This is a genomic window from Pinisolibacter sp. (assembly GCF_036782435.1).
Classification (GTDB): domain Bacteria; phylum Pseudomonadota; class Alphaproteobacteria; order Rhizobiales; family Ancalomicrobiaceae; genus CALBKH01.
Genome location: NZ_DAIPZB010000043.1, coordinates 1 through 22724, shown reverse-complemented (window position 1 = coordinate 22724; position 22724 = coordinate 1). Strand labels below are relative to the sequence as shown.

Sequence of the window (22724 nt, the reverse complement as noted above, 5' to 3'; positions counted from 1 at the left end):
TCCCGCCGCCCGAACCGACCGACCGGAAGACGGACGCCCCCGCGACGGGACGCGCCGACCCAGATCGAGGCGGAGCCCGAGAGGTTCCGAGACGCACCATGGATCGTGACGATCAGCAGACCTCCTCGTTCCTCTTCGGTGGCAACGCCGCCTGGATCGAAGACCTCTACGCCCGCTACGAAGAGAACCCGGCTTCGGTCGACGCCAGCTGGCGCGAGTTCTTCGGCGAGTTGAGCGACGACCGGTCCGACGTTCTCAAGAACGCCAAGGGGCCGTCCTGGAAGCGCGCCAACTGGCCGATCAAGCCCGGCGAAGAGCGCATCTCGGTCCTCGACGGCGACTGGGACTGGCTGGAGAAGTCGCTCAAGGACAAGGTGAAGGGCAAGGCCGCCGCCAAGGGTGTCGAGATCACCCAGGAGCAGCTGCAGGCCGCCGCCCGCGACTCGGTGCGCGCCATCATGATGATCCGCGCCTATCGCATGCGCGGCCATCTCCACGCCAAGCTCGACCCGCTCGACATCTCGGCCGACAAGGACCACGAGGAGCTGCATCCCTCCTCCTGGGGCTTCACCGAGAAGGACCTCGACCGCAAGATCTTCATCGACAAGGTGCTCGGCCTCGAGTTCGCGACCGTCCGCGAGATGGTCGACATCCTGCGCCGCACCTACTGCTCGACCCTCGGCGTCGAGTTCATGCACATCTCCGATCCGGCCGAGAAGAGCTGGATCCAGGAGCGCATCGAAGGTCCGGACAAGGCCATCGCCTTCACCAAGGAAGGCAAGCGCGCCATCCTCAAGAAGCTGATCGAGGCGGAGGGCTTCGAGAAGTTCATCGACGTCAAGTACACCGGCACCAAGCGCTTCGGCCTCGACGGCGGTGAAGCGCTGATCCCGGCGCTCGAGCAGATCATCAAGCGCGGCGGCAACCTCGGCGTGAAGGAGATCGTGCTGGGCATGGCCCACCGCGGCCGCCTCAACGTGCTGTGCCAAGTGTTGGGCAAGCCCCACCGCGCCCTCTTCCACGAGTTCAAGGGCGGCTCCTTCGCCCCCGACGAGGTCGAAGGTTCCGGCGACGTCAAGTATCACCTCGGCGCCTCGTCCGACCGCGAGTTCGACGGCAACCGCGTCCACCTGTCGCTGACCGCCAACCCGTCGCACCTCGAGATCGTCAATCCGGTGGTGCTCGGCAAGGCCCGCGCCAAGCAGGACCAGCTCGCCAAGGATCCCTTCGCCGAGATCATCCCGCTCGACGAGCGCACCCAGGTGCTGCCGCTGCTGCTCCACGGCGACGCCGCCTTCGCCGGTCAGGGCGTGGTGGCCGAGTGCTTCGGCCTCTCCGGTCTGAAGGGTCACCGCACCGCCGGCTCGATCCACGTCATCATCAACAACCAGATCGGCTTCACCACCTATCCGCGCTTCTCGCGCTCCTCGCCCTATCCCTCGGATGTGGCGAAGATGATCGAGGCGCCGATCCTGCACGTGAACGGCGACGACCCGGAAGCGGTGACCTTCGCCGCCAAGGTGGCGATCGAGTTCCGGCAGAAGTTCCACAAGCCGGTCGTCATCGACATGTTCTGCTATCGCCGCTTCGGTCACAACGAAGGCGACGAGCCGAGCTTCACCCAGCCGATCATGTATCGGAAGATCCGCAACCACCCGACCACGCTGGCGATCTACGTCGAGAAGCTGGTCGCCGAGGGCGTGGTCACCCGGGCCGAGGTCGACGCGTGGCAGGCGGAATTCCGCAAGCACCTCAACGGCGAGTTCGAGGCCGGTCAGGCCTTCAAGCCGAACAAGGCCGACTGGCTCGACGGCCGCTGGACCGGCATGAAGGCCGTCGGCATCCACGACGACAGCGACCGCACCGGTCTGACCGGCTCGACCATGGCGGAACTGAAGGAGATCGGCGCCAAGCTCTGCGAGGTGCCGGCCGGCTTCAACGTCCACAAGACGATCCTGCGCTTCCTCGACAATCGCCGCACGGCGATCGAGACCGGTCAGGGCATCGACTGGGCGACCGCGGAATCGCTCGCCTTCGGCACGCTGGCCAAGGCCGGCCATCCGATCCGCCTGTCCGGTCAGGATTGCGAACGCGGCACGTTCTCGCAGCGCCACACGGTGCTCTACGATCAGGAGACCGAGGCCCGCTACATCCCGCTCAACAATCTGGCGGCGGATCAGGCGCGCTACGAGGTCATCAATTCGATGCTCTCGGAAGAGGCCGTCCTCGGCTTCGAGTACGGCTATTCGCTGGCCGAACCCAACGCGCTGACCCTCTGGGAAGGTCAGTTCGGCGACTTCGCCAACGGCGCCCAGGTGGTGTTCGACCAGTTCATCTCGTCGGGTGAGCGCAAGTGGCTGCGCATGTCCGGCCTCGTCTGCCTGCTGCCGCACGGCTTCGAGGGTCAGGGTCCGGAGCACTCCTCCGCCCGCCTCGAGCGCTATCTGCAGCTCTGCGCCGAGGACAACATGCAGGTCGCCAACTGCACCACCCCGGCCAACTACTTCCACATCCTGCGCCGCCAGCTGATGCGCGACTTCCGCAAGCCGCTCATCCTGATGACGCCGAAGTCGCTGCTGCGCCACAAGCGCTGCGTCTCTTCGCTCGACCTGCTCGCCGAGGGCTCGTCCTTCCACCGCGTGCTCATCGACGGCGCCGAGAGCGGCAAGGAGCCGACGACGACGAAGCTCGTCGCCGACGACAAGATCCGTCGGGTCGTGCTGTGCACCGGCAAGGTCTACTTCGACCTGCTCGAGGACCGTGAGAAGCGCGGCGTCGACGACGTCTATCTGCTGCGCGTCGAGCAGATCTTCCCGACCCCGGTGAAGTCGCTGGTCCGCCTCCTCTCGCGCTTCAAGCAGGCCGAGGTGGTGTGGTGCCAGGAGGAGCCCAAGAACCAGGGCGCCTGGTCCTTCATCGAGCCCTACCTCGAGTGGGTGCTGACCCAGGTCGGCGGCGCCTCCAAGCGGCCGCGTTACGCCGGCCGTCCCGCCTCCGCCTCTCCGGCGACGGGCCTGATGTCGCGCCACCTCGCGCAGCTCAAGGCCTTCCTCGACGACGCCCTCGGGGCGTGACGACTTCCGAGCTCGGTGAGGGTGTCCCACCCTCCCGGCCCCCGAAACACGATCCAGACGAAGAGACGACGATCATGGCGATCGAGATCAAGGTTCCGACCCTCGGCGAGTCCGTCACCGAAGCCACCATCGCGAAATGGTTCAAGAAGCCCGGCGACGCGGTCGCGATCGACGAACCGCTGGTGGAATTGGAGACCGACAAGGTCACCGTCGAGGTTCCCTCGCCCGGCGCCGGCGTGCTGGAGTCGATCGTCGCCAAGGACGGTGACACCGTCGGCGTCGGCGCCCTGCTCGGCACCCTCGGCGAAGGCTCCGGCGTCGTCGCCGCGCCGGCTCCGGCCGCGGCCCCCGCCGCCGCTCCGGCCCCCGCCACTCCGGTCGCCGCCTCCACCTCGATGCCGCCGTCGCCGGCCGCCGCCAAGCTGATGGCCGACACCGGCGTTTCGGTCGACGCCGGCTCCGGCAAGCGCGGTCAGGTGCTCAAGGGCGACGTCCTCGCCGCCGCCGCCCAGCCGCGTCCCGCCGCTCCGGCCGCCGCGCCGGCTCCGGTCGCCGCGCCGCGCGCCCCGTCGGCGGCGGAAGATGCCGCCCGCGAAGACCGCGTGCGCATGACCAAGCTGCGCCAGACCATCGCCCGCCGCCTCAAGGAAGCGCAGTCGTCCGCGGCGATGCTCACCACCTTCAACGACGTCGACATGTCCGCGGTGATGGCGCTGCGCAACCAGTACAAGGACATCTTCGAGAAGAAGCACGGCACCCGCCTCGGCTTCATGGGCTTCTTCGTCAAGGCCGCGGTGCAGGCGCTGAAGGACATCCCGGCGGTGAACGGCGAGATCGACGGTCAGGACGTCATCTACAAGAACTACTACCACATCGCCGTGGCGGTGGGCTCCGACAAGGGCCTGGTGGTTCCGGTCGTCCGTGACGCCGACAAGCTGTCGATCGCCGGCGTCGAGAAGACCATCTCCGACTTCGGTCGCCGCGCCCGCGACGGTCAGCTGAAGATCGAGGAGATGCAGGGCGGCACCTTCACCATCTCCAACGGCGGCGTCTACGGCTCGCTGATGTCGACCCCGATCCTCAATGCTCCGCAGTCCGGCATCCTCGGCCTGCACCGCATCGAGGACCGTCCGGTCGTCCGCAACGGCCAGATCGTCGTCCGTCCGATGATGTACATGGCGCTCAGCTACGATCATCGTATCATCGACGGCAAGGAGGCCGTGACCTTCCTCGTCCGCATCAAGGAGATGATGGAAGATCCGCAGCGTCTGGTGATGGACATCTGATCGCACGAACGATCGGGGAGCCGCGGCCGGTTGACGAAACCGCCGCGGTTCATCGTGTCGATGTGATGGTGGCGGGGGAGGTCGACGACGGTCATGAACGCTGAGCGTGACATCATCCTCGTGACCGGCGGTGGCCGCGGCATCGGTCGCACCGTCGCCCTCGCCGCCGCGAAGACCGGCGCCGCCGTCGTCGTCGACTACGCCCGGGACGCGACCGCCGCCGAGGCGGTCGTCGCCGAGATCGAAGCCGCGGGCGGCACGGCGATCGCGGTCCGCGCCGACGTCGGCGAAGAGGCCGAAGTGCTCTCGCTGTTCGCCGCGGTCGACGCCTATGCAGCGTCGATCGGCGGACGCCTCACCGGTGTCGTCAACAACGCCGGCGTCGTCGACCTGTCGACCCGTGTCGAGGACATGACCGCGGCGCGCATCGAGCGCATCTTCCGCATCAACGTCTACGGTTCGTTCTTCGTCGCCCGCGAAGCGGTGCGTCGCATGTCGACCCGGCACGGCGGCAGGGGCGGCTCGATCGTCAACATCTCGTCCGCCGCCGCCCGCCTCGGCTCACCCGGCATGTACGTCGACTACGCCGCCGCCAAGGCGGCGATCGACACCTTCACCAAGGGCCTCGCTCTCGAGGTCGCCGCCGAGGGCATCCGGGTCAACGCGGTCCGCCCCGGCATCATCGACACCGACATCCACGCCTCCGGCGGCGAGCCCGATCGGGCGGTCGCGCTGGCGGGTATCGTTCCGATGAAGCGCCCCGGCACGTCCGAGGAGATCGCTTCCGCCGTCCTCTGGTTCCTGTCGGAGGGCGCATCCTACACCACCGGCGCCATCCTCGACGTAACCGGGGGGCGGTGACCGGCGCGCACATTCGAACCACGAGGGTCAGGTCATGGCTGAAGTTTTCGATCTCGTCGTCATCGGCACCGGGCCGGGCGGTTACGTCTGCGCCATCCGCGCCGCGCAGCTCGGCATGAAGGTGGCCGTGGTGGAGAAGCGCAAGACCCACGGCGGCACCTGCCTCAACGTCGGCTGCATCCCGTCCAAGGCGCTGCTCCACGCCTCCGAACTGTTCGAGGAGGCCGGTCACGAGTTCGCTCACCTCGGCATCGACGTGCCGAAGCCGAAGCTGAACCTCGCAGCGATGCTGAAGCACAAGCAGGACACCGTCGACGGCAACGTCAAGGGCATCGACTTCCTGTTCAAGAAGAACAAGATCACCGTCTTCTCCGGCATCGGCTCGATCGTCTCCAAGGGCAACGTCGCCGTCACCCTCGACGACGGCACCAATCAGGTGGTCGAGACCCGCAGCATCGTCATCGCCACCGGCTCGGACGTCGCGCGCCTGCCCGGCATCGACATCGACGAGAAGGTGGTGGTCTCCTCCACCGGCGCGCTCGAACTTTCGGCCGTGCCGAAGAAGCTGATGGTGGTCGGCGCCGGCGTCATCGGCCTCGAACTCGGATCGGTGTGGCGCCGTCTCGGCGCCGAGGTCACCGTCGTCGAATTCCTCGACCGCATCCTGCCCGGCATGGACCTCGATTGCGCCAAGCAGTTCCAGCGTCTGCTCGCCAAGCAGGGCATGGCCTTCGAACTCGGAACCAAGGTGACCGGGATCAAGGTGACCAAGAAGGGCGCCGAGGTGACGCTCGAACCCTCCGCCGGCGGTGAGGCCAAGGTGGTGGACGCCGACGTGGTGCTCGTCGCCATCGGCCGCGTGCCCTACACCGACGGCCTCGGCCTCGAGGCGGTCGGCGTCGTCAAGGACGCCCGCGGCCGCATCGAGATCGACGACCACTTCCGGACCGCCGTCCAGGGCATCTACGCCATCGGTGACGTGGTGCGCGGCGCCATGCTCGCCCACAAGGCCGAAGACGAGGGCGTCGCCGTCGCCGAGATCATCGCCGGCCAGCACGGCCACGTGAACTACGACGTCATCCCCGGGGTGGTCTACACCCAGCCCGAGTTCGCCACCGTCGGCAAGACCGAAGAGGACCTCAGGGCCGCCGGCATCGACTACGCCGTCGGCAAGTTCCCCTTCACCGCCAACGGCCGCGCCAAGGCGATGCGCAAGTCGGACGGCTTCGTCAAGGTGCTCGCCGACAAGGCGACCGACCGCGTCCTCGGCGTCCACATCGTCGGCGCCGGCGCCGGCGAGATGATCCACGAGGCGGCCGTGCTGATGGAGTTCGGCGGCTCGGCCGAGGACCTCGCCCGCACCTGCCACGCCCACCCGACCCTGTCGGAAGCGATCAAGGAGGCGGCGCTCGCCGTCGACAAGCGCCCGATCCACATCTGATCGGGACGGCAGATCGAATTTTCGCGGGGCGCCTCGGGGCGCCCCGTTTCGTTTCGGCCGGATCGCCCTCATGCCCTCGGATGCGTCTTGGCCCAGACGTCGAGCAGCCGCGCCGCGTCGACTTGCGTGTAGACCTGGGTGGTCGACAGCGAGGCGTGGCCGAGCAGTTCCTGGATGGTCCTGAGGTCGCCCCCGGCGCCGAGCAGGTGGGTGGCGAAGGAGTGGCGCAGCGCATGCGGCGTCGCCGTGTCGGGCAACCCCAGCGCCCCGCGCATCCGCTCGATCGCCAGTTGGATGATTCGCGGCGACAGCGGCCCGCCCTTCACCCCGCGGAACAACGGCTCGTCGTCGTCGAGAACGAAGGGCACCCGCCCGAGATAGTCCTCGATCGCCCGGACGACGATCGGCAACACCGGCACCACCCGCGTCTTGCCGCCCTTGCCGGTGATCCGGAGCGCCCGCGCCTCGCCACGCGGCGCGGTCGCCGGCGTCAGCGCCAGCGCCTCGGAGATGCGCAGGCCGCAGCCGTAGAGGAGGGTGAACACCGCCGCGTCGCGCACCGCCACCCACGGCTCCTCGGCGAGGCTCTCCCCCGCATCCGTCAACCGCCGCGCCGCGGAGGCGATCAGCGGTTTCGGCAGGCTCTTGCCCGCCTTGGGGCTGCGCACCGCCCGATAGGGTGCGGCATTGAGGCCGTCGCGCCGCTCGAGGAAGCGGGCGAGCGAACGCACCCCGGCGAGATTGCGCCCGAGCGACCGCGCCCCGATCCCCTCCGCCCGGCGTCGGGCGAGGAAGGAGCGCAGATCCGCCGGCCTGAGCGACGACAACGCCGCGATCGTCGGCGGCTCGCCGAGATGTTCGGTCATGAAGCGCAGAAACTGAGCGACGTCGCGGTCGTAGGCTTCGACCGTCTCCGGCGAGACCCGCCGCTCGGCCGCGAGATGCCGCCGCCAGCGCTCGACCCCGTCGGCGAGATCCGGCGCGGCGAGGATCAGGATCTCGGGGGCGAAGGGCGCGTTCATGTCCGGACCGGCAGCGATGGGTCCGCCATTCTGGGGTGCGGCAGATGAAGGGCGGGTTACCGCAGGGACGGGCGGCAGGTGTGCCCCCTCGTTCCCCCGTCGTCGCCGAGACCCACCCCATGGCTGTCCGGTTCGCCGTCCGCCGACCGAACAAGATCCCTATCGGCAAGACGTTCGCAGTGTCTCTTGGACGATGCGGCACGGCTCGGCGCCCCCCTCTCCCCTCGCGGGAGAAGGTGCCCGAAGGGCGGATGAGGGCGCGCGCGCGGCAGCGCGCAAGGGGAAATCCGCAGATTTCTGCCGTTTCGAGAGGCCCGACCCCTCTTCCGACCCTTCGGGCCACCTTCTCCCGCAGGGAGAGAAGGAAGAGAAGGAAGAGCGCGCTTCCGCGCGCGGCCGGAGCCCGACCACCGAAGTCCGGAGCCCCCACCGCCGCCGCCCTCTCGCCTCGTCGCCCCGCCACGCCTATGTTCGCCGGACGTTCACGCCGGCTCCGAATCGCATGGCCTCACCGATCGACGACCTCTTCGGCGAAGACCGCCCGCGCCCCGCTCCGACGGGTCCGCGCGTCGTGCCGGTGCTCACCCCGGTCGCGCTCGACACCGCCTATTCCTATCGCGTCGCCCACGACCAGACGGTCGAACCCGGCTCGATCGTCGTGGTGCCGCTCGGCCCCCGCAAGGTGCTCGGCGTCGTCTGGGACGACGAGCCCTCGGCCAAGGCGCTGAAGATCGGCGACAATCGCCTGCGCGAGATCGAACACGTCTACGACGTGCCGCCGCTCACCACGCCCACGCGCCGCTTCGTCGACTGGGTCGGCCGCTACTATCTGATGCCGCGCGGCATGATGCTGCGCATGGTGCTGCGTGCCCCCGAGGCCTTCGAGCCCGAACCGCCGATCCGCGGCGTCCGTCTCGCCGGCCCCTTGCCCGAACGCATGACCACGGCGCGCCGCCGGGTGATCGAGATGATGGAGGGCGGCTTCGCCTGGTCGCGCGTCGGCCTCGCGGCTTCCGCCGGCGTCTCGGCCAGCGTCGTCGACGGCCTCGTCAGCCAGGGCACCCTCGAAGAAGTGTGGCTCGAGCCCGGCCGCGCCCCCACCCGCCCCGATCCGGACCATCATCGCCTCGACCTCAACCCCGATCAGACCGCCGCCGCCGAGACGTTGCGCGCCTCGGTGACGGAAGGTGGCTTCCGCGTCGATCTCCTCGACGGCGTCACCGGCTCCGGCAAGACCGAGGTCTATTTCGAGGCGGTCGCCGCCGCGGTGGAGAAGGGCAAGCAGGCGCTGGTGCTCCTCCCCGAGATCGCGCTCACCGCCGAGTTCCTCGACCGATTCGTCGAACGCTTCGGCGTGAAGCCGGGCGAGTGGCACTCGGAGGTGACGCCGAAGAACCGCGCCCGGCTGTGGCGCGGCGTGGCGACCGGCGAGGTGAGCGTGGTGGTCGGCGCCCGCTCGTCGCTGTGGCTGCCGTTCCGCGACCTCGGACTCGTCGTCGTCGACGAGGAGCACGACGGCGCCTACAAGCAGGAGGAGGGTGCGGTCTACCACGCCCGCGACATGGCCGTGGTGCGCGGCCGGCTCGGCGACTTCCCCGTCGTCCTCGCCTCGGCGACGCCGTCGCTCGAGAGCTGGGTCAACGCCGACCAGGGACGCTATCGCCGTCTCGTGCTCCCCGCCCGCGCCGGCGCCGGCCGCCTACCCGAGGTGCGCACGCTCGATCTGCGCCGCCACCTCCCCGCTCCGGGCCGATTCCTCGCCCCGCCGCTGGTTTCGGCGATCCGCGACACCATCGCCGCCGGCTCCCAGGCGCTGCTCTTCCTCAACCGCCGCGGCTACGCCCCGCTGACGCTGTGCCGCACCTGCGGCCATCGCTTCGAGTGCCCGAACTGCTCGACCTGGCTGGTCGAACACCGCTTCCGCGGTGTCCTCACCTGCCACCACTGCGGCCATACGGTGCGTCGCCCCGAGGCCTGCCCCTCCTGCGGCGAGATCGACGCCCTGGTCGCCTGCGGCCCCGGCATCGAGCGCATCGCCGAGGAAGCCGCCGAGATCTTCCCCGACGCCCGTCGCCTCGTCCTCTCCTCGGACCTGCCCGGCGGCACGGCGCGGATGAAACTGGAGCTCGCGGCGGTGGCGGCCGGCGACTGCGACATCGTCATCGGCACCCAGGTGCTGGCCAAGGGCCACAACTTCCCACTCCTCACCCTCGTCGGCGTGGTCGACGCCGACCTCGGCCTCGCCCACGGCGACCCGCGGGCGGCCGAGAAGACCTTCCAGCTCATCCAACAGGTGACGGGACGCGCCGGGCGCGCCGGCGGCGAGGCCCGCGCCTTCCTCCAGACCCGCGCCCCCGACCATCCGGTGTTGCGGGCCATCATCGCCGGTGATCGCGACGGATTCTACGAGGCCGAGGTCGAAGAGCGCCGCCGCTCCGGCATGCCGCCCTTCGGCCGGCTCGCCGGTATCGTCGTCTCGGCCGATTCCCGCGATCCCGCCTTCGCCCTCGCCCGCGCCCTGGCGCTCGCCGCCCCCCGCCAGGACGACGTCACCGTCCTCGGCCCGGCCGAGGCGCCGATCGCCGTCGTCCGCGGCCGTCACCGTTTCCGCCTGCTCGTCCGCACCGCCCGCCACGTCGATATCCAATCGTATATCGGACGATGGTTGAACGCCGCTTCGCCGGCCACCGGCGGCGCTCGAATCCAGGTCGACATCGATCCCCAGAGCTTCCTGTGACCGATTCTCGCGCACCCCCGCGACGACAGACCGCAATTCCTGCCGAATTTTTCTCGATCTTGCCGATTCGTCTCGAAAAACTCCGCTTTTTCAGCGACCTCCCCCGGAAGATCGCGTCGGCGAGACGGCTTAGACTTTCGGAAATCGCTCCGGTGGGCTTGTTGCGTCCCGGCTACCCCTATGCTAGGACACCCGCGGTTTCGGCGGGGGAAGCTCTCTCCACGAGAGTGCTGCCGAAAAACATCCAATGAATTCAAGGGTGTGCGGGGCGCCAGCCGCACTGTACGCCCGAATTGGCGTGGGGGTTCCGAACCGGTGGCAGAGACGACTTCGATCGTATCCGGCGTGGCTCAGCGCTATGCGAGCGCACTCTTCGAGGTGGCCCTCGACGGAAATGCCGTCGACGCCGTCGGCGCCGATCTCGACACGTTCGAGAAGCTCCTCGCCGAGAGCACCGACCTGGCGCGCTTGGTGCGCAGCCCGGTGTTCTCCGCCGACCAGCAGGTCCGCGCCGTCGGTGCGGTGCTCGCCAAGGCGGGCATCGGCGGTATGGCCGCCAATTTCATCGCTCTGGCGGCGCGCAATCGCCGCCTCTTCGTTCTGCCCGACATGATCAAGGCCTATCGCATCCTGGCCGCCGCGCATCGCGGTGAGCAGGCGGCCGAGGTCACGTCGGCCACTCCCCTCACCGAGGACCAGGTCTCCTCGCTCTCCACGGCTCTTTCGGGTGTCGCGCAGGGCAAGACGATCCGGATCGTCCCCAAGGTGGATCCCTCGATCATCGGCGGCCTCATCGTCAAGGTGGGTTCCCGCATGATCGACACCTCTCTGAAGACGAAACTCACTTCTCTCAAGGTCGCACTGAAAGAGGTCCGCTGATGGATATTCGGGCGGCGGAAATTTCCGCAATCCTCAAGGAGCAGATCAAGAACTTCGGCCAGGAAGCCGAGGTTTCCGAGGTCGGCCAGGTTCTCTCCGTCGGCGACGGCATCGCCCGTGTGCACGGTCTGGACAAGGTCCAGGCCGGTGAGATGGTCGAGTTCGCCAACGGCACTCGCGGCATGGCGCTGAACCTCGAAGTCGACAACGTCGGCATCGTGATCTTCGGCTCCGACCGTGAGATCAAGGAAGGCGACACCGTCAAGCGCACCGGCTCGATCGTCGACGTGCCCGTCGGCAAGGGCCTGCTCGGCCGCGTCGTCGACGCGCTCGGCAACCCGATCGACGGCAAGGGTCCGATCGTCGCCGACAAGCGTTCGCGCGTCGACGTCAAGGCCCCGGGCATCATCCCGCGCAAGTCGGTGCACGAGCCGATGTCGACCGGCCTCAAGGCCGTGGACGCGCTGATCCCGATCGGCCGTGGCCAGCGCGAGCTGATCATCGGTGACCGCCAGACCGGCAAGACCGCGATCGCGCTCGACACCATCCTGAACCAGAAGCCGATCAACGCCTCGGGCGACGAGAGCCAGAAGCTCTACTGCGTCTATGTCGCCGTCGGCCAGAAGCGGTCCACCGTCGCCCAGTTCGTGAAGGTCCTCGAAGAGCAGGGTGCTCTCGAGTACTCGATCGTCGTCGCCGCGACCGCCTCCGACCCGGCCCCGATGCAGTTCCTGGCGCCCTTCGCCGGCTGCGCCATGGGCGAGTTCTTCCGCGACAACGGCATGCACGCCGTGATCATCTACGACGACCTCAGCAAGCAGGCGGTCGCCTATCGTCAGATGTCGCTGCTGCTGCGCCGTCCGCCGGGCCGTGAAGCCTATCCGGGCGACGTCTTCTACCTGCATTCCCGCCTGCTCGAGCGCGCGGCGAAGCTCAACAAGGACAACGGCCTCGGCTCGCTGACCGCTCTGCCGGTCATCGAAACCCAGGCGAACGACGTGTCCGCCTACATCCCGACCAACGTGATCTCGATCACCGACGGTCAGATCTTCCTCGAGACCGACCTGTTCTACCAGGGCATCCGCCCGGCGGTGAACGTCGGCCTCTCGGTCTCCCGCGTCGGCTCGTCGGCGCAGGTGAAGGCGATGAAGCAGGTCGCCGGCAAGATCAAGGGTGAGCTCGCCCAGTATCGCGAGATGGCGGCCTTCGCTCAGTTCGGCTCCGACCTCGACGCGGTGACCCAGCGTCTGCTCAATCGTGGCGCTCGTCTGACCGAGCTCCTCAAGCAGCCGCAGTTCTCGCCGCTGAAGACCGAAGAGCAGGTCTGCGTGATCTACGCCGGCATCAACGGCTACCTGGACGCGATTCCCGTGGCCAAGGTCGGTGCCTACGAGCAGGGCCTGCTGCGCCTGCTGCGTGCCGAGCACGGTGCGCTGCTCGACGGCATCCGCGACAAGCGCGAACTGACGAGCGAGCTCGGCGACAAGCTGAAGTCGGTCGTCGAGGCCTACACCAAGTCCTTCGCCTGATCGGGCGGGACTTCGGATCATCGGTCGACCCGCGCGGGGTGATGCTCCGCCGGGTCGAGACGACGGAGCCGGGTGCGTCCCGGCTCGACGCTCCAGGATAGGACGGCCCGATGCCGAGCTTGAAGGATCTCAGAAATCGCATCGCCTCGGTGAAGGCGACGCAGAAGATCACGAAGGCCATGCAGATGGTGGCCGCGGCCAAGCTGCGCCGCGCCCAGCAGGCCGCCGAGGCCGCTCGCCCCTTCGCCGAGCGGATGAACACGGTTCTGGCCAATCTCGCCGGCGCCTTCGACGGCCGCCCCGACGCCCCGGCGCTGCTCGCCGGCACCGGCCGGTCCGACGTCCATCTGCTGGTGGTCTGCACCGCCGAGCGCGGCCTGTGCGGCGCCTTCAACTCGTCGATCGCGCGTCTCGCCCGTGACACCGCCAATCGGCTGATCGCCGACGGCAAGACGGTCAAGATCCTGTGCGTCGGCCGCAAGGGCGCCGACCAGCTGCGCCGCCAGTTTTCCGACAAGATGCTCGAGACCATCGAGTTCAAGTCGGTGAAGCAGATCGGCTACGAGCACGCCGACGGCGTCGGCAAGAAGCTCCTCAAGATGTTCGAGGTGGGCGAATTCGACGTCGCCACCCTGTTCTTCTCGCGCTTCAAGTCGGTGATCTCGCAGATCCCGACGGCACAGCAGCTGATCCCGGCCGAGATCCCGGCGGACGCCAAGAAGGCGGCCGGCGGCGGCGCCATCTACGAATGCGAGCCGAGCGAGGAAGAGATCCTGCTGGACCTCCTGCCGCGCAACGTCTCCACTCAGGTGTTCCGCGCGCTGCTCGAGAACGCGGCGTCCGAACAGGGTTCGCGCATGTCCGCCATGGACAGCGCGACGCGCAACGCCGGTGAAATGATCAAGAAGCTGACCACGACCTACAACCGGTCGCGTCAGGCGATGATCACCAAGGAACTGATCGAAATCATCTCGGGCGCCGACGCGGTCTGAGTTCTTATCCAGAGGATATCACGATGGCTGACAAGAAGATCGGTCGTATTCGGCAGGTGATGGGCGCCGTCGTCGACGTTCAGTTCGACGATCATCTCCCGGCGATCCTGAACGCGCTGGAGACCAACAACGGCGACAACCGTCTGGTGCTGGAAGTTGCGCAGCATCTCGGTGAGAACACCGTGCGCACCATCGCCATGGACTCGTCCGAAGGCCTCGCTCGTGGCCAGGATGTGGTCGACACCGGCCTGCCGATCGCCGTTCCGGTCGGCAAGGGCACCCTCGGCCGCATCATCAACGTCATCGGCGAGCCCGTCGACGAGGCCGGCGCGGTCACCTACGAAGAGCTGCGCCCGATCCACGCCCCGGCCCCGACCTTCGCCGAACAGTCGACCGAAGCCGAGATCCTGGTCACCGGCATCAAGGTCGTCGACCTGCTGGCGCCCTACGCCAAGGGCGGCAAGATCGGCCTGTTCGGCGGCGCCGGCGTCGGCAAGACCGTTCTGATCATGGAACTGATCAACAACGTCGCCAAGGCGCACGGCGGTTACTCCGTCTTCGCCGGCGTCGGCGAGCGCACCCGCGAGGGCAACGACCTCTATCACGAGATGATCGAGTCGAAGGTCAACGTCGACCCCAAGGAGAACAACGGCTCGGCCGAAGGCTCCAAGTGCGCGCTGGTCTACGGCCAGATGAACGAGCCCCCGGGCGCCCGCGCCCGCGTCGCGCTGACCGGCCTCACCGTCGCCGAGTACTTCCGCGACCAGGGTCAGGACGTGCTGTTCTTCGTCGACAACATCTTCCGCTTCACCCAGGCGGGTTCGGAAGTGTCGGCGCTCCTCGGCCGTATCCCGAGCGCCGTCGGCTATCAGCCGACGCTCGCCACCGAGATGGGCGCCCTCCAGGAGCGCATCACCACCACCCAGAAGGGTTCGATCACCTCGGTGCAGGCCATCTACGTGCCCGCCGACGACCTGACCGACCCGGCGCCGGCGACCTCGTTCGCCCACTTGGACGCCACCACGGTGCTCTCGCGCTCGATCGCGGAAAAGGGCATCTACCCGGCGGTCGACCCGCTCGACAGTACCTCGCGCATGCTTTCGCCGCTGGTCATCGGCGAGGAGCACTACGCGGTCGCCCGTCAGGTGCAGGCGATCCTGCAGCGCTACAAGGCGCTCCAGGACATCATCGCGATCCTGGGCATGGACGAGCTCTCGGAAGAGGACAAGCTCTCCGTCGCCCGTGCCCGTAAGATCGAGCGCTTCCTGTCGCAGCCCTTCCACGTCGCCGAAGTCTTCACCGGCTCGCCCGGCAAGCTCGTCGACCTGAAGGACACGATCCGCGGCTTCAAGGGTCTGTGCAACGGCGAATACGATCACCTCCCCGAGGCGGCCTTCTACATGGTCGGCACCATCGAAGAGGCGATCGAGAAGGCCAAGAAGCTCGCCGCCGAAGCGGCCTGATCGCTCCAAGATCCGACGGCCGGCACCGCCGGCCGTCTCCGTCCCGTAGTTTGAGAAGAGGCGGAAATGGCCGAAGCCTTCAAGTTCGAGCTGGTCTCCCCGGCGCGTCTGCTCCTCTCCGAAGAGGCCTCCCAGGTGGTCGTCCCCGGCCTCGAGGGTGACTTCACCATGCTGTCGGGCCACTCGCCGTTCATGACCACGGTGCGCCCCGGCGTCGTCGAGGTCACTTCGGCCTCCGGCAAGGTCTCCAAGATCTTCGTGCGCGGCGGCTTCGCCGACGCCTCTCCGACCGGCCTCACCATCCTCGCCGAGCAGGCGATGCCGGTGGAAGAACTGAAGGCCGACGTGATCGCCAAGGAGATCAAGGACGCCGAAGAGGACGTCGCCGACGCCAAGACCGACGAGGCCAAGCGCGTCGCTCAGGAGAAGCTCGACCAGCTCCGCGCCGTCCTCGGTGCCGCGCAGTCGACGGCTCACTGAACCGCGACCTCTCCGGTCCCGACGAAATACCAAACCCCGGTCGCGAGACCGGGGTTTTTCGTTTCCGATCGCGAACCGGGAGAGGCCTCAGCCGACCCGCAGCCCCGGGTGGACCGCATTGATCGCCTTGGCCGCCTGACGCATCGCCGCTTCGTCGCCGAAGTCGCCGAGATGCAGCGGCCGGCCGTTCTCCGCCTCGACCATGAACAGCCGATAGGTGGCCTCGTCTCCGTCGCGATCCCGCACGGCGCACAGCCCGCTCAGATCGTCGAAGACGAAGCCGTCGATCACCGCCAGATTGCCGAAAGTGTGCAGTTCCTTGCGCACCGTCCCCGTCGCCGCCTCGAACGAGACGATCCATTCGCCACCGTAGAGCGCGAAAGAGAGGAAGATCGCGCCGACCGTCAGGGCGAGGGCGAAGAGGAAGAACATCGCCGCATCGGGAAACTCGATGATCGACGGCCGCCACACCATCAACCCGACGATCCCGGTGAACACCGCCACCCCGCCGATCGCCGCGGCGATGCCGCGCAGGTGATCTTCCACCGGCCGAGCGATGTCGACCCGACCCCGTCCCTCCGACAGAACCACATCGCCACGTGCCATCGTCGCCTCCGCGAACCTCGCGAACCGCAATCGGTCCGGGTTCATGGTGGAACGAGGTGTTGAACGATCGATTACCGCGTGACGAAAAAAGAGGCAGGTCGGCCGACGCGGGCGCCGACGGTCGGGTCCCTCACACCCCCAGGTGTCGGAAGGCCTCGACCACCTTTTCGTAGACCGGTCGTTTGAAGGGGATGATCAGGTTCGGCAGGTTGGCCATCGGCTCCCACCGCCATTCGGCGAATTCCCGCTCCCCGGCCGGCGGATTGTCGATGTCGATCTCGCTCTCGTCGCCCTCCAGGCGAAAGGCGAACCATTTCTGGATCTGGCCGCGCCACTTGTGGCGCCAGCGCTCGCCGACCACGTCGCGGGGAATGTCGTAGGCGTACCAGTCCGGCGCCTCGGCGACGAGCGCGGCGGTGCGCACGTTGGTCTCCTCCCACAGTTCGCGCCGCGCCGCCGCCAACGGATCCTCTCCGGCGTCGATGCCGCCCTGCGGCATCTGCCACTCGTGACCCGGCGCCACGTGCTCGACCAGGCCCTCGTTCGCCCGCCGTCCGATCCACACCAACCCGGCCGGATTGAGCAGAAGGATACCGACGCAGGGGCGATAGGGCAGGCTCTCGAATTCGGCGGGCGTCATCTCGGGAAGGCCTCCGGTGGGAACGGGAGTCGGGTCCGACTCGCCCGACAGTCATAGACCATTTTCGCGCCCTCCGGAGGCCGCACCCGGCGTCCGACGACGCCCCGCCGGCGCGCTCACCTGCGGCTCCCCGGCCACGCTCGCGTGTCCTCGCGCTCCGCCTCTCACGCGATCCTTGAACTGGAGGGGGCATCCACCGTATCTTCGAGACGTCGGGCCCGTCGGTCCGGTCGGCGGTACGGAGGCAGCGGGATCACGGAAAAAGTGTCGAGTTCCCCCCGCGTTCGGTGACGCCGTGCTCGAGAGGAGGTCACTCATCTGACCATCGCACTCACCCGTGAGGACGTGGGTCTCACCACTCCTGCCGCGCCCGTCGTCGCCGAACGGCTCCACGACGCCGAAACGCTGGCGAAACTCGTCTCCGCGAGCCTCGACGATTCGAAGGCCGAAGACATCGTCACCATCGACATCGCCGCCAAATCCTCCCTCGCCGACACGATGATCGTGGCGTCGGGGCGGTCGCATCGCCACGTCGGCGCCATCGCCGACCGGCTGATCGAGGACCTGAAGGCCAAGGGCGTGCACGACATCCGCGTCGAGGGCCTCGCCCACTGCGACTGGGTGCTGATCGATCTCGGCGACGTGCTCGTCCACGTCTTCCGGCCCGAGGTGCGCGGCTTCTACAATCTCGAGAAGATGTGGGCCGCCGAGCCGATGGCCGCGCGGACGCCGCGTTCGACCGGGGCCTGAGCCGGTTCCATGCGTGTGACGATCGCCGCGGTCGGGCGGATGAAGACCGGTCCCGAGCGTGAGTTGCTCGACCGTTACGTCGATCGTGCCGGAAAGCAGGGGCGCAGCCTCGGCATCACCCGTGTGGAGGTGCGCGAGATCGGCGAATCGCGCGGTGCCCGCGCCGACGACCGCCGTGCCGAGGAGGCCGCCGCCCTCCTCGACGGCCTCGCCGAACGTGCCACCGTGATCGCCCTCGACGAGCGCGGCCGCACCATGGGCTCCGACGCCTTCGCCGCCTTCCTCGGCGACCGCATCGCCGAAGGCCGCGACCTCGCGATCCTGATCGGCGGCGCCGACGGTCACGGCGAAGCGGTGCGCACCCGCGCCGATCTGGTGCTCGCCTTCGGCGCCATGACCTGGCCGCACCAGATCGTCCGCATTCTCGCCGCAGAACAGATCTATCGAGCCACCACCATTCTCGCCGGTCACCCCTACCACCGCGCCTGAGAGTGCGGACGCGGGCGAATCGCGTCATGGTCGGGACGGGGAACGAAGGATCGATACCATCGGTCGCTGCAAGCGACCGATGGTATTCCCGACGCGAATTTCTCATGCCCCCGATGCAGGTGAGAAATTCGCGTGTCTTCGAAGGCGGGGTGCAGCCGCACCTCCGGCCTTCGGTACGAGGTGGACGCGGCGCGCATGAAGCCGATCGGCACGACGACGAGATCGAAGCGAGCGCCGCGCCGCACCGCGATGCTCGCGCTCGTCGCTGCCGTCCACGCTTTGCCGTCCGCCCTCCGCGCCGAAGAGTCGCCTGCGACACCGCCGACAGCCGCCACCCCGCCGGCCGCACCCGCCGACCGCCGCGCCACCACCCGCGCCGAGCTCGACGCGGTGCTGCGCGACATGGAGGTCGGCCGCGATCGTCAGGCGGAGCTGAAGCGCGACATCGATGCTCTGGAGCGCGACCGCACCCGCGTCGCCGAACGCCTCCTCGCCACTGCCGCCCGCATCAAGGACCTCGAATCCCGTCTCGCCGACAGCGAGGCCCGGGTCGAGACCCTCGACGGCCGCGTCGCCGCCGTCCGCGCCTCGCTCGCCGGCCGCCGCGGCGTCCTCGCCGACGTCCTCGCCGCCCTGCAACGCATCGGCCGCAAGCCGCCGCCGGCCATCGTCGTCCGCCCCGAGGACGCCCTCGCCTCGGTGCGCAGCGCCATCCTGGTGGGCGCCCTGCTTCCCGAACTGCGCGGCCAGGCCGAAGCGCTCCTCGCCGATCTCGAGACGCTGGAGGAGGTCAAGCGCGCCGCCGCCGCCGAACGCGACCGCTTCCACGCCGAGGCGCGCGACCTGGTGGAGGAGCGCGCCCGCCTCGAGCTTCTGGTCGAGGAGCGACGCCGCACCCGCACCGCCCAGGAGAAGACCCTCGAGGAGGAGCGCCGGCGGGTCGGTGAACTGGCGCGCAAGGCCGCCGGTCTCGAATCGCTGATCGCCCGCCTCGACGCCGAGGCGCCGAAGCCGAAACCGCCGAGCGAAAGCGAGCGCCGCCTCGCCTCTCTCGGCGATGCCGGGCGTCTGCAGCCGGCGGTCGCCTTCGCCGACGCCCGTGGTACGTTGCCGCTGCCGGTGAGCGGAAACGCGGTCCGCCGTTGGGGCGAAGACGACGGTCTCGGCGGCTCCGCCCGCGGTCTCACCATCGCCACCCGCACCGACGCCCGGGTCACCAGCCCGTGTGACGGCTGGGTGGTGTTCTCCGGTCCGTTCCGCTCCTACGGCGAACTCTTGATCATCGACGGCGGCGGCGGATATCATGTGGTGTTGGCTGGTCTCGACCGGATCGACGTCGAACTGGGCCAGTTCGTTCTGGCGGGTGAGCCCGTCGGAGCGATGGGCACTCGCCGAACCGTGACGACCACGGCCGAAGCTGCGACGCCACGCGGCGACGAAGCGGGAAATCCGCTTCTCTACGTCGAATTTCGCAAGGACAATGCTGCCATAGATCCCGCCCCCTGGTGGGCGCGGTCACCTGATGAGAAGGTTCGCGGATGATGCGCAAGGTTTCGCTGTTGGTGGTGGGGGCGATGATGGGGGCGGGTGCCGTCGTCGGCATCGGCCAGGGCCGTTCGTTCATCACCGGCAACGCCGTCGCGGCCGCCGCCGACACCTATCGCCAGCTCAATCTGTTCGGCGACGTCTTCGAGCGCATCCGCGCCGACTACGTCGAGAAGCCCGACGACGGCAAGCTGGTCGAATCGGCCATCAACGGCATGCTGGCGTCGCTCGACCCCCACTCCAGCTACATGTCGCCGAAGAGCTTCAAGGACATGCAGGTGCAGACCCGCGGCGAGTTCGGCGGGCTCGGCATCGAGGTGACGATGGAGGACAACCTGGTCAAGGTCGTCACCCCCATCGACGACACGCCCGCCGCCCGCGCCGGGGTGCGCGCCGGCGACTTCATCACCCATCTCGACGGCGAGCCGGTGTTGGGCCTCAACCTCAACCAGGCCGTCGACAAGATGCGCGGCCCGGTCAATTCGCCGATCACGCTGAAGATCAAGCGCGAGGGCGCCGCCGAGCCGCTGGAGATCAAGATCGTCCGCGACATCATCCGCATCCGTTCGGTGCGCTCGCGTGAGGAAGGCGGCGACGTCGGCTACGTCCGGATCACCCAGTTCAACGAGCAGACCTTCGACGGCCTGCGCGACGCGCTCGACAAGATCAACAAGGACATCCCCGCCGACAAGCTCAAGGGCTGGGTCCTCGATCTGCGCAACAACCCCGGCGGCCTGCTCGATCAGGCGATCTCGGTCTCCGACGCCTTCCTCGAGCGCGGCGAGATCGTCTCGACCCGCGGCCGCAATGCCGAGGAGAGCCAGCGCTACAACGCCCGTCCGGGCGATCTCACCAAGGGCAAGCCGGTGATCATCCTGATCAACGGCGGCTCGGCCTCGGCCTCCGAGATCGTCGCCGGCGCGCTGCAGGACCACAAGCGGGCGACCCTCGTCGGCACCCGCTCCTTCGGCAAGGGCTCGGTCCAGACCATCATCCCGCTCGGCCAGAACGGCGCCATCCGCCTCACCACGGCGCGCTACTACACGCCGTCGGGCCGCTCGATCCAGGCCAAGGGCATCGAGCCGGACATCGAGATCCTGCAGGACACGCCCGAGGATCTGAAGGGCAAGGACGACACCAAGGGCGAAGCCAGCCTCAAGGGTCACCTGAAGAACCCGGCCGACGGCAAGGAAGCCGACGAGAAGACCGGCTCCCAGGCCTACGTGCCGCCCAACGCCAAGGACGACAAGGCGCTCAACCACGCCTTCGAACTGCTGCGAGGCGCCAAGACCGACGCGGCCTTCCCGCCCAATCCCAAGGCGGCCGTCCCCAACTGAGCCGGCGATCGCGGCGAAATCGACCGATCGAGGCGAATCAGCGATTTCAAAACGACGGGAAATGCGTCAGCATTTCCGATGATCGGTGAGAATCGAGACGCGAGGCCGCCGGAGATCGATCCGGCGGCCTCGCGGATTCCGAGCCCCCGACGTGGGCGAGCGGCGGCGTCGCGGGCTCGGGGGCGAGGAACGTGAGGCGCGGGACCCTCCCGCGTCGCAGGAGGCATCGTATGGCCGACGATCTCGGGGCGCCCCTGGGGCTGGGGACGAACCGCCGACGCTGGTGGCGGCAGCTGCCCTTCGGCCTCGTCGGCGGCGTCGCCATCGGCGTCGTCGCCACGGTGATGGGCGTCTGGATCCTCTTCATCGACGATCCCGCCGGTGGCGAGCCCTCGGCGATCGTCAAGATCGACCGCTCCAAGACCGGGGTCCCGCCGGCCGAGGTCGCCGTCGCCGGCGCCCCGCGCCCGGCCAACGCCGACGGCTCCGACCTCGCCGACCCCCGCCCACCGGCCGCCACCCCAGGCCTGTCGGAAGCGAAACCGACCGGCGGGGATCGCGCCCTGGAGCCGGCCCAGCCGGTGATGCGCGTCCCCGAGGTGGTCGAAGGCCAGCCGTTGTCGACCTCGCCGATCCAGCGGGTCGCCGAGAAGACCCGCTTCGGCGTCCTGCCGCGCATCGCCTCCGACGGCTCGCGCCCCCTCGACGTCTACGCCCGCCCGGTGCCGCGCCGCGCCGCCGCCAACGCCCGCGTCGTGCTGATCGTCGGCGGCCTCGGCATCAGCCAGACCGGCACCCAGGAAGCCCTGCGCGTCCTCGGCCCCGACGTCACCCTCGCCTTCGCCCCCTACGGCTCGAGCCTCGATCGCTGGATGAACCGCGCCCGCTCCGACGGCCACGAACTGCTGCTGCAGTTGCCGATGGAGCCCTTCGACTATCCCGACAACGATCCCGGACCCCACACGCTGCTGAGCAACGCCGACCCGCAGACCAATTCCGAGCGCCTGCAGTGGCTGCTCGGCCGGCTGACCAACTACGTCGGCGTCGTCAACTACATGGGCGCCCGCTTCACGTCGCACGAACCGGCGCTCTCGGCGACGCTGAAGGAGATCGGCGGTCGCGGCCTGATGTTCGTCGACGACGGCTCGTCGAGCCGGTCGTTGTCCGAGGCCACCGCGCGCACCGCCCGCACCCCCTTCGCCCGCGCCGACGTGCTGATCGACGCGGTGGCGGCCGACGACATGATCACCGCTCGCCTCACCCAGCTCGAACAGATGGCCCGCGCCAAGGGACTGGCCGTCGGCGTCGCCTCCGCGCTGCCGATCACCCTGCGCCACCTCGCCACCTGGACCAAGACGCTGGAAGCCCGCGGCATCACCCTGGTGCCGATCAGCGCCGCCGCCCGCGGCAGCCAGGGGTGATACCGAGCCGATGAAGTTTCGACCTCTTCGAAACATCATCGGCGAAGGCGAGCCCGAACGGGCGTCGGCCGGTCGGGCCGCAACTCACGAAATTCGGACGAGTCCGAATTTCGTGAACTCGGTATGATGAGACCTGTGCGCGGTTGGACCATCATGTTGATTTGATGCGTTT

The 22724-nt window shown here is 68.5% G+C and carries 18 protein-coding genes; 15 read left to right on the top strand and 3 right to left on the bottom strand.

Going from position 1 to position 22724, the window contains the following annotated elements:
• Positions 1-98: 98 nt before the first annotated feature.
• From V7Q42_RS16770 to lpdA, 4 genes are all read left to right on the top strand, one after another.
• The gene (locus V7Q42_RS16770) at positions 99-3074 is read left to right on the top strand and encodes a 2-oxoglutarate dehydrogenase E1 component (protein WP_333825253.1); all 2976 of its coding nucleotides are present in this window, start codon (positions 99-101) and stop codon (positions 3072-3074) included.
• A gap of 74 nt (positions 3075-3148) precedes the next feature.
• Positions 3149-4360 (top strand): 2-oxoglutarate dehydrogenase complex dihydrolipoyllysine-residue succinyltransferase, encoded by a 1212-nt coding sequence (gene odhB, locus V7Q42_RS16765; RefSeq protein ID WP_333825252.1) that lies wholly within the window; start codon positions 3149-3151, stop codon positions 4358-4360.
• A 93-nt stretch (positions 4361-4453) separates the two neighbouring features.
• Positions 4454-5221, top strand: a complete 768-nt coding sequence (locus V7Q42_RS16760) for an SDR family oxidoreductase (RefSeq protein WP_333825251.1) — start codon at positions 4454-4456, stop codon at positions 5219-5221.
• Between the two features lie 34 nt (positions 5222-5255).
• Positions 5256-6662, top strand: a complete 1407-nt coding sequence (gene lpdA, locus V7Q42_RS16755) for a dihydrolipoyl dehydrogenase (protein ID WP_333825250.1) — start codon at positions 5256-5258, stop codon at positions 6660-6662.
• Between the two features lie 68 nt (positions 6663-6730).
• On the opposite strand, the gene V7Q42_RS16750 is transcribed toward lpdA, so the two are convergent.
• Positions 6731-7684, bottom strand: coding sequence for a tyrosine recombinase XerC (locus V7Q42_RS16750; RefSeq protein ID WP_333825249.1), 954 nt, complete (start codon positions 7682-7684; stop codon positions 6731-6733).
• A 502-nt stretch (positions 7685-8186) separates the two neighbouring features.
• On the opposite strand from V7Q42_RS16750, the gene V7Q42_RS16745 reads away from it, so the two are divergent.
• From V7Q42_RS16745 to V7Q42_RS16720, 6 genes are all read left to right on the top strand, one after another.
• A complete protein-coding gene (locus V7Q42_RS16745; RefSeq protein ID WP_333825248.1) occupies positions 8187-10421 on the top strand; it encodes a primosomal protein N' in 2235 nt (744 codons plus the stop codon).
• A gap of 315 nt (positions 10422-10736) precedes the next feature.
• Positions 10737-11300 (top strand): F0F1 ATP synthase subunit delta, encoded by a 564-nt coding sequence (locus V7Q42_RS16740; RefSeq protein ID WP_333825247.1) that lies wholly within the window; start codon positions 10737-10739, stop codon positions 11298-11300.
• Positions 11300-12829, top strand: coding sequence for a F0F1 ATP synthase subunit alpha (atpA, locus tag V7Q42_RS16735; RefSeq protein ID WP_333825246.1), 1530 nt, complete (start codon positions 11300-11302; stop codon positions 12827-12829). Before V7Q42_RS16740 ends, atpA begins: the two co-directional genes overlap by 1 nt.
• Positions 12830-12939: 110 nt before the next feature.
• Entirely contained in the window at positions 12940-13821 is an 882-nt protein-coding gene (locus V7Q42_RS16730) for a F0F1 ATP synthase subunit gamma (RefSeq protein WP_333825245.1), read from the top strand.
• Positions 13822-13844: 23 nt separating this feature from the next.
• Positions 13845-15284, top strand: a complete 1440-nt coding sequence (gene atpD, locus V7Q42_RS16725; RefSeq protein ID WP_333825244.1) for a F0F1 ATP synthase subunit beta — start codon at positions 13845-13847, stop codon at positions 15282-15284.
• Positions 15285-15350: 66 nt separating this feature from the next.
• Positions 15351-15764 (top strand): F0F1 ATP synthase subunit epsilon, encoded by a 414-nt coding sequence (locus V7Q42_RS16720; RefSeq protein ID WP_333825243.1) that lies wholly within the window; start codon positions 15351-15353, stop codon positions 15762-15764.
• A gap of 87 nt (positions 15765-15851) precedes the next feature.
• Here the strand turns inward: V7Q42_RS16720 and V7Q42_RS16715 are convergent, their stop codons facing one another.
• On the bottom strand, positions 15852-16370 hold the full coding sequence (locus tag V7Q42_RS16715; protein WP_333825242.1) for a hypothetical protein: 519 nt from the start codon (positions 16368-16370) through the stop codon (positions 15852-15854).
• Positions 16371-16500: 130 nt separating this feature from the next.
• Positions 16501-17010 (bottom strand): RNA pyrophosphohydrolase, encoded by a 510-nt coding sequence (locus tag V7Q42_RS16710; RefSeq protein WP_333825241.1) that lies wholly within the window; start codon positions 17008-17010, stop codon positions 16501-16503.
• A gap of 345 nt (positions 17011-17355) precedes the next feature.
• Here V7Q42_RS16710 and rsfS point away from each other — a divergent pair, with 345 nt between their 5' ends.
• From rsfS to V7Q42_RS16685, 5 genes are all read left to right on the top strand, one after another.
• Entirely contained in the window at positions 17356-17760 is a 405-nt protein-coding gene (rsfS, locus tag V7Q42_RS16705; RefSeq protein ID WP_442958220.1) for a ribosome silencing factor, read from the top strand.
• A gap of 9 nt (positions 17761-17769) precedes the next feature.
• The gene (gene rlmH, locus V7Q42_RS16700; protein ID WP_333825240.1) at positions 17770-18249 is read left to right on the top strand and encodes a 23S rRNA (pseudouridine(1915)-N(3))-methyltransferase RlmH; all 480 of its coding nucleotides are present in this window, start codon (positions 17770-17772) and stop codon (positions 18247-18249) included.
• Positions 18250-18444: 195 nt separating this feature from the next.
• The gene (locus V7Q42_RS16695; protein ID WP_333825239.1) at positions 18445-19791 is read left to right on the top strand and encodes a murein hydrolase activator EnvC family protein; all 1347 of its coding nucleotides are present in this window, start codon (positions 18445-18447) and stop codon (positions 19789-19791) included.
• Entirely contained in the window at positions 19788-21131 is a 1344-nt protein-coding gene (locus V7Q42_RS16690; RefSeq protein WP_333825238.1) for a S41 family peptidase, read from the top strand. Before V7Q42_RS16695 ends, V7Q42_RS16690 begins: the two co-directional genes overlap by 4 nt.
• A gap of 230 nt (positions 21132-21361) precedes the next feature.
• Complete coding sequence (locus tag V7Q42_RS16685) at positions 21362-22552, top strand: divergent polysaccharide deacetylase family protein (RefSeq protein WP_333825237.1); 1191 nt, start codon at positions 21362-21364, stop codon at positions 22550-22552.
• Positions 22553-22724 lie beyond the last annotated feature (172 nt).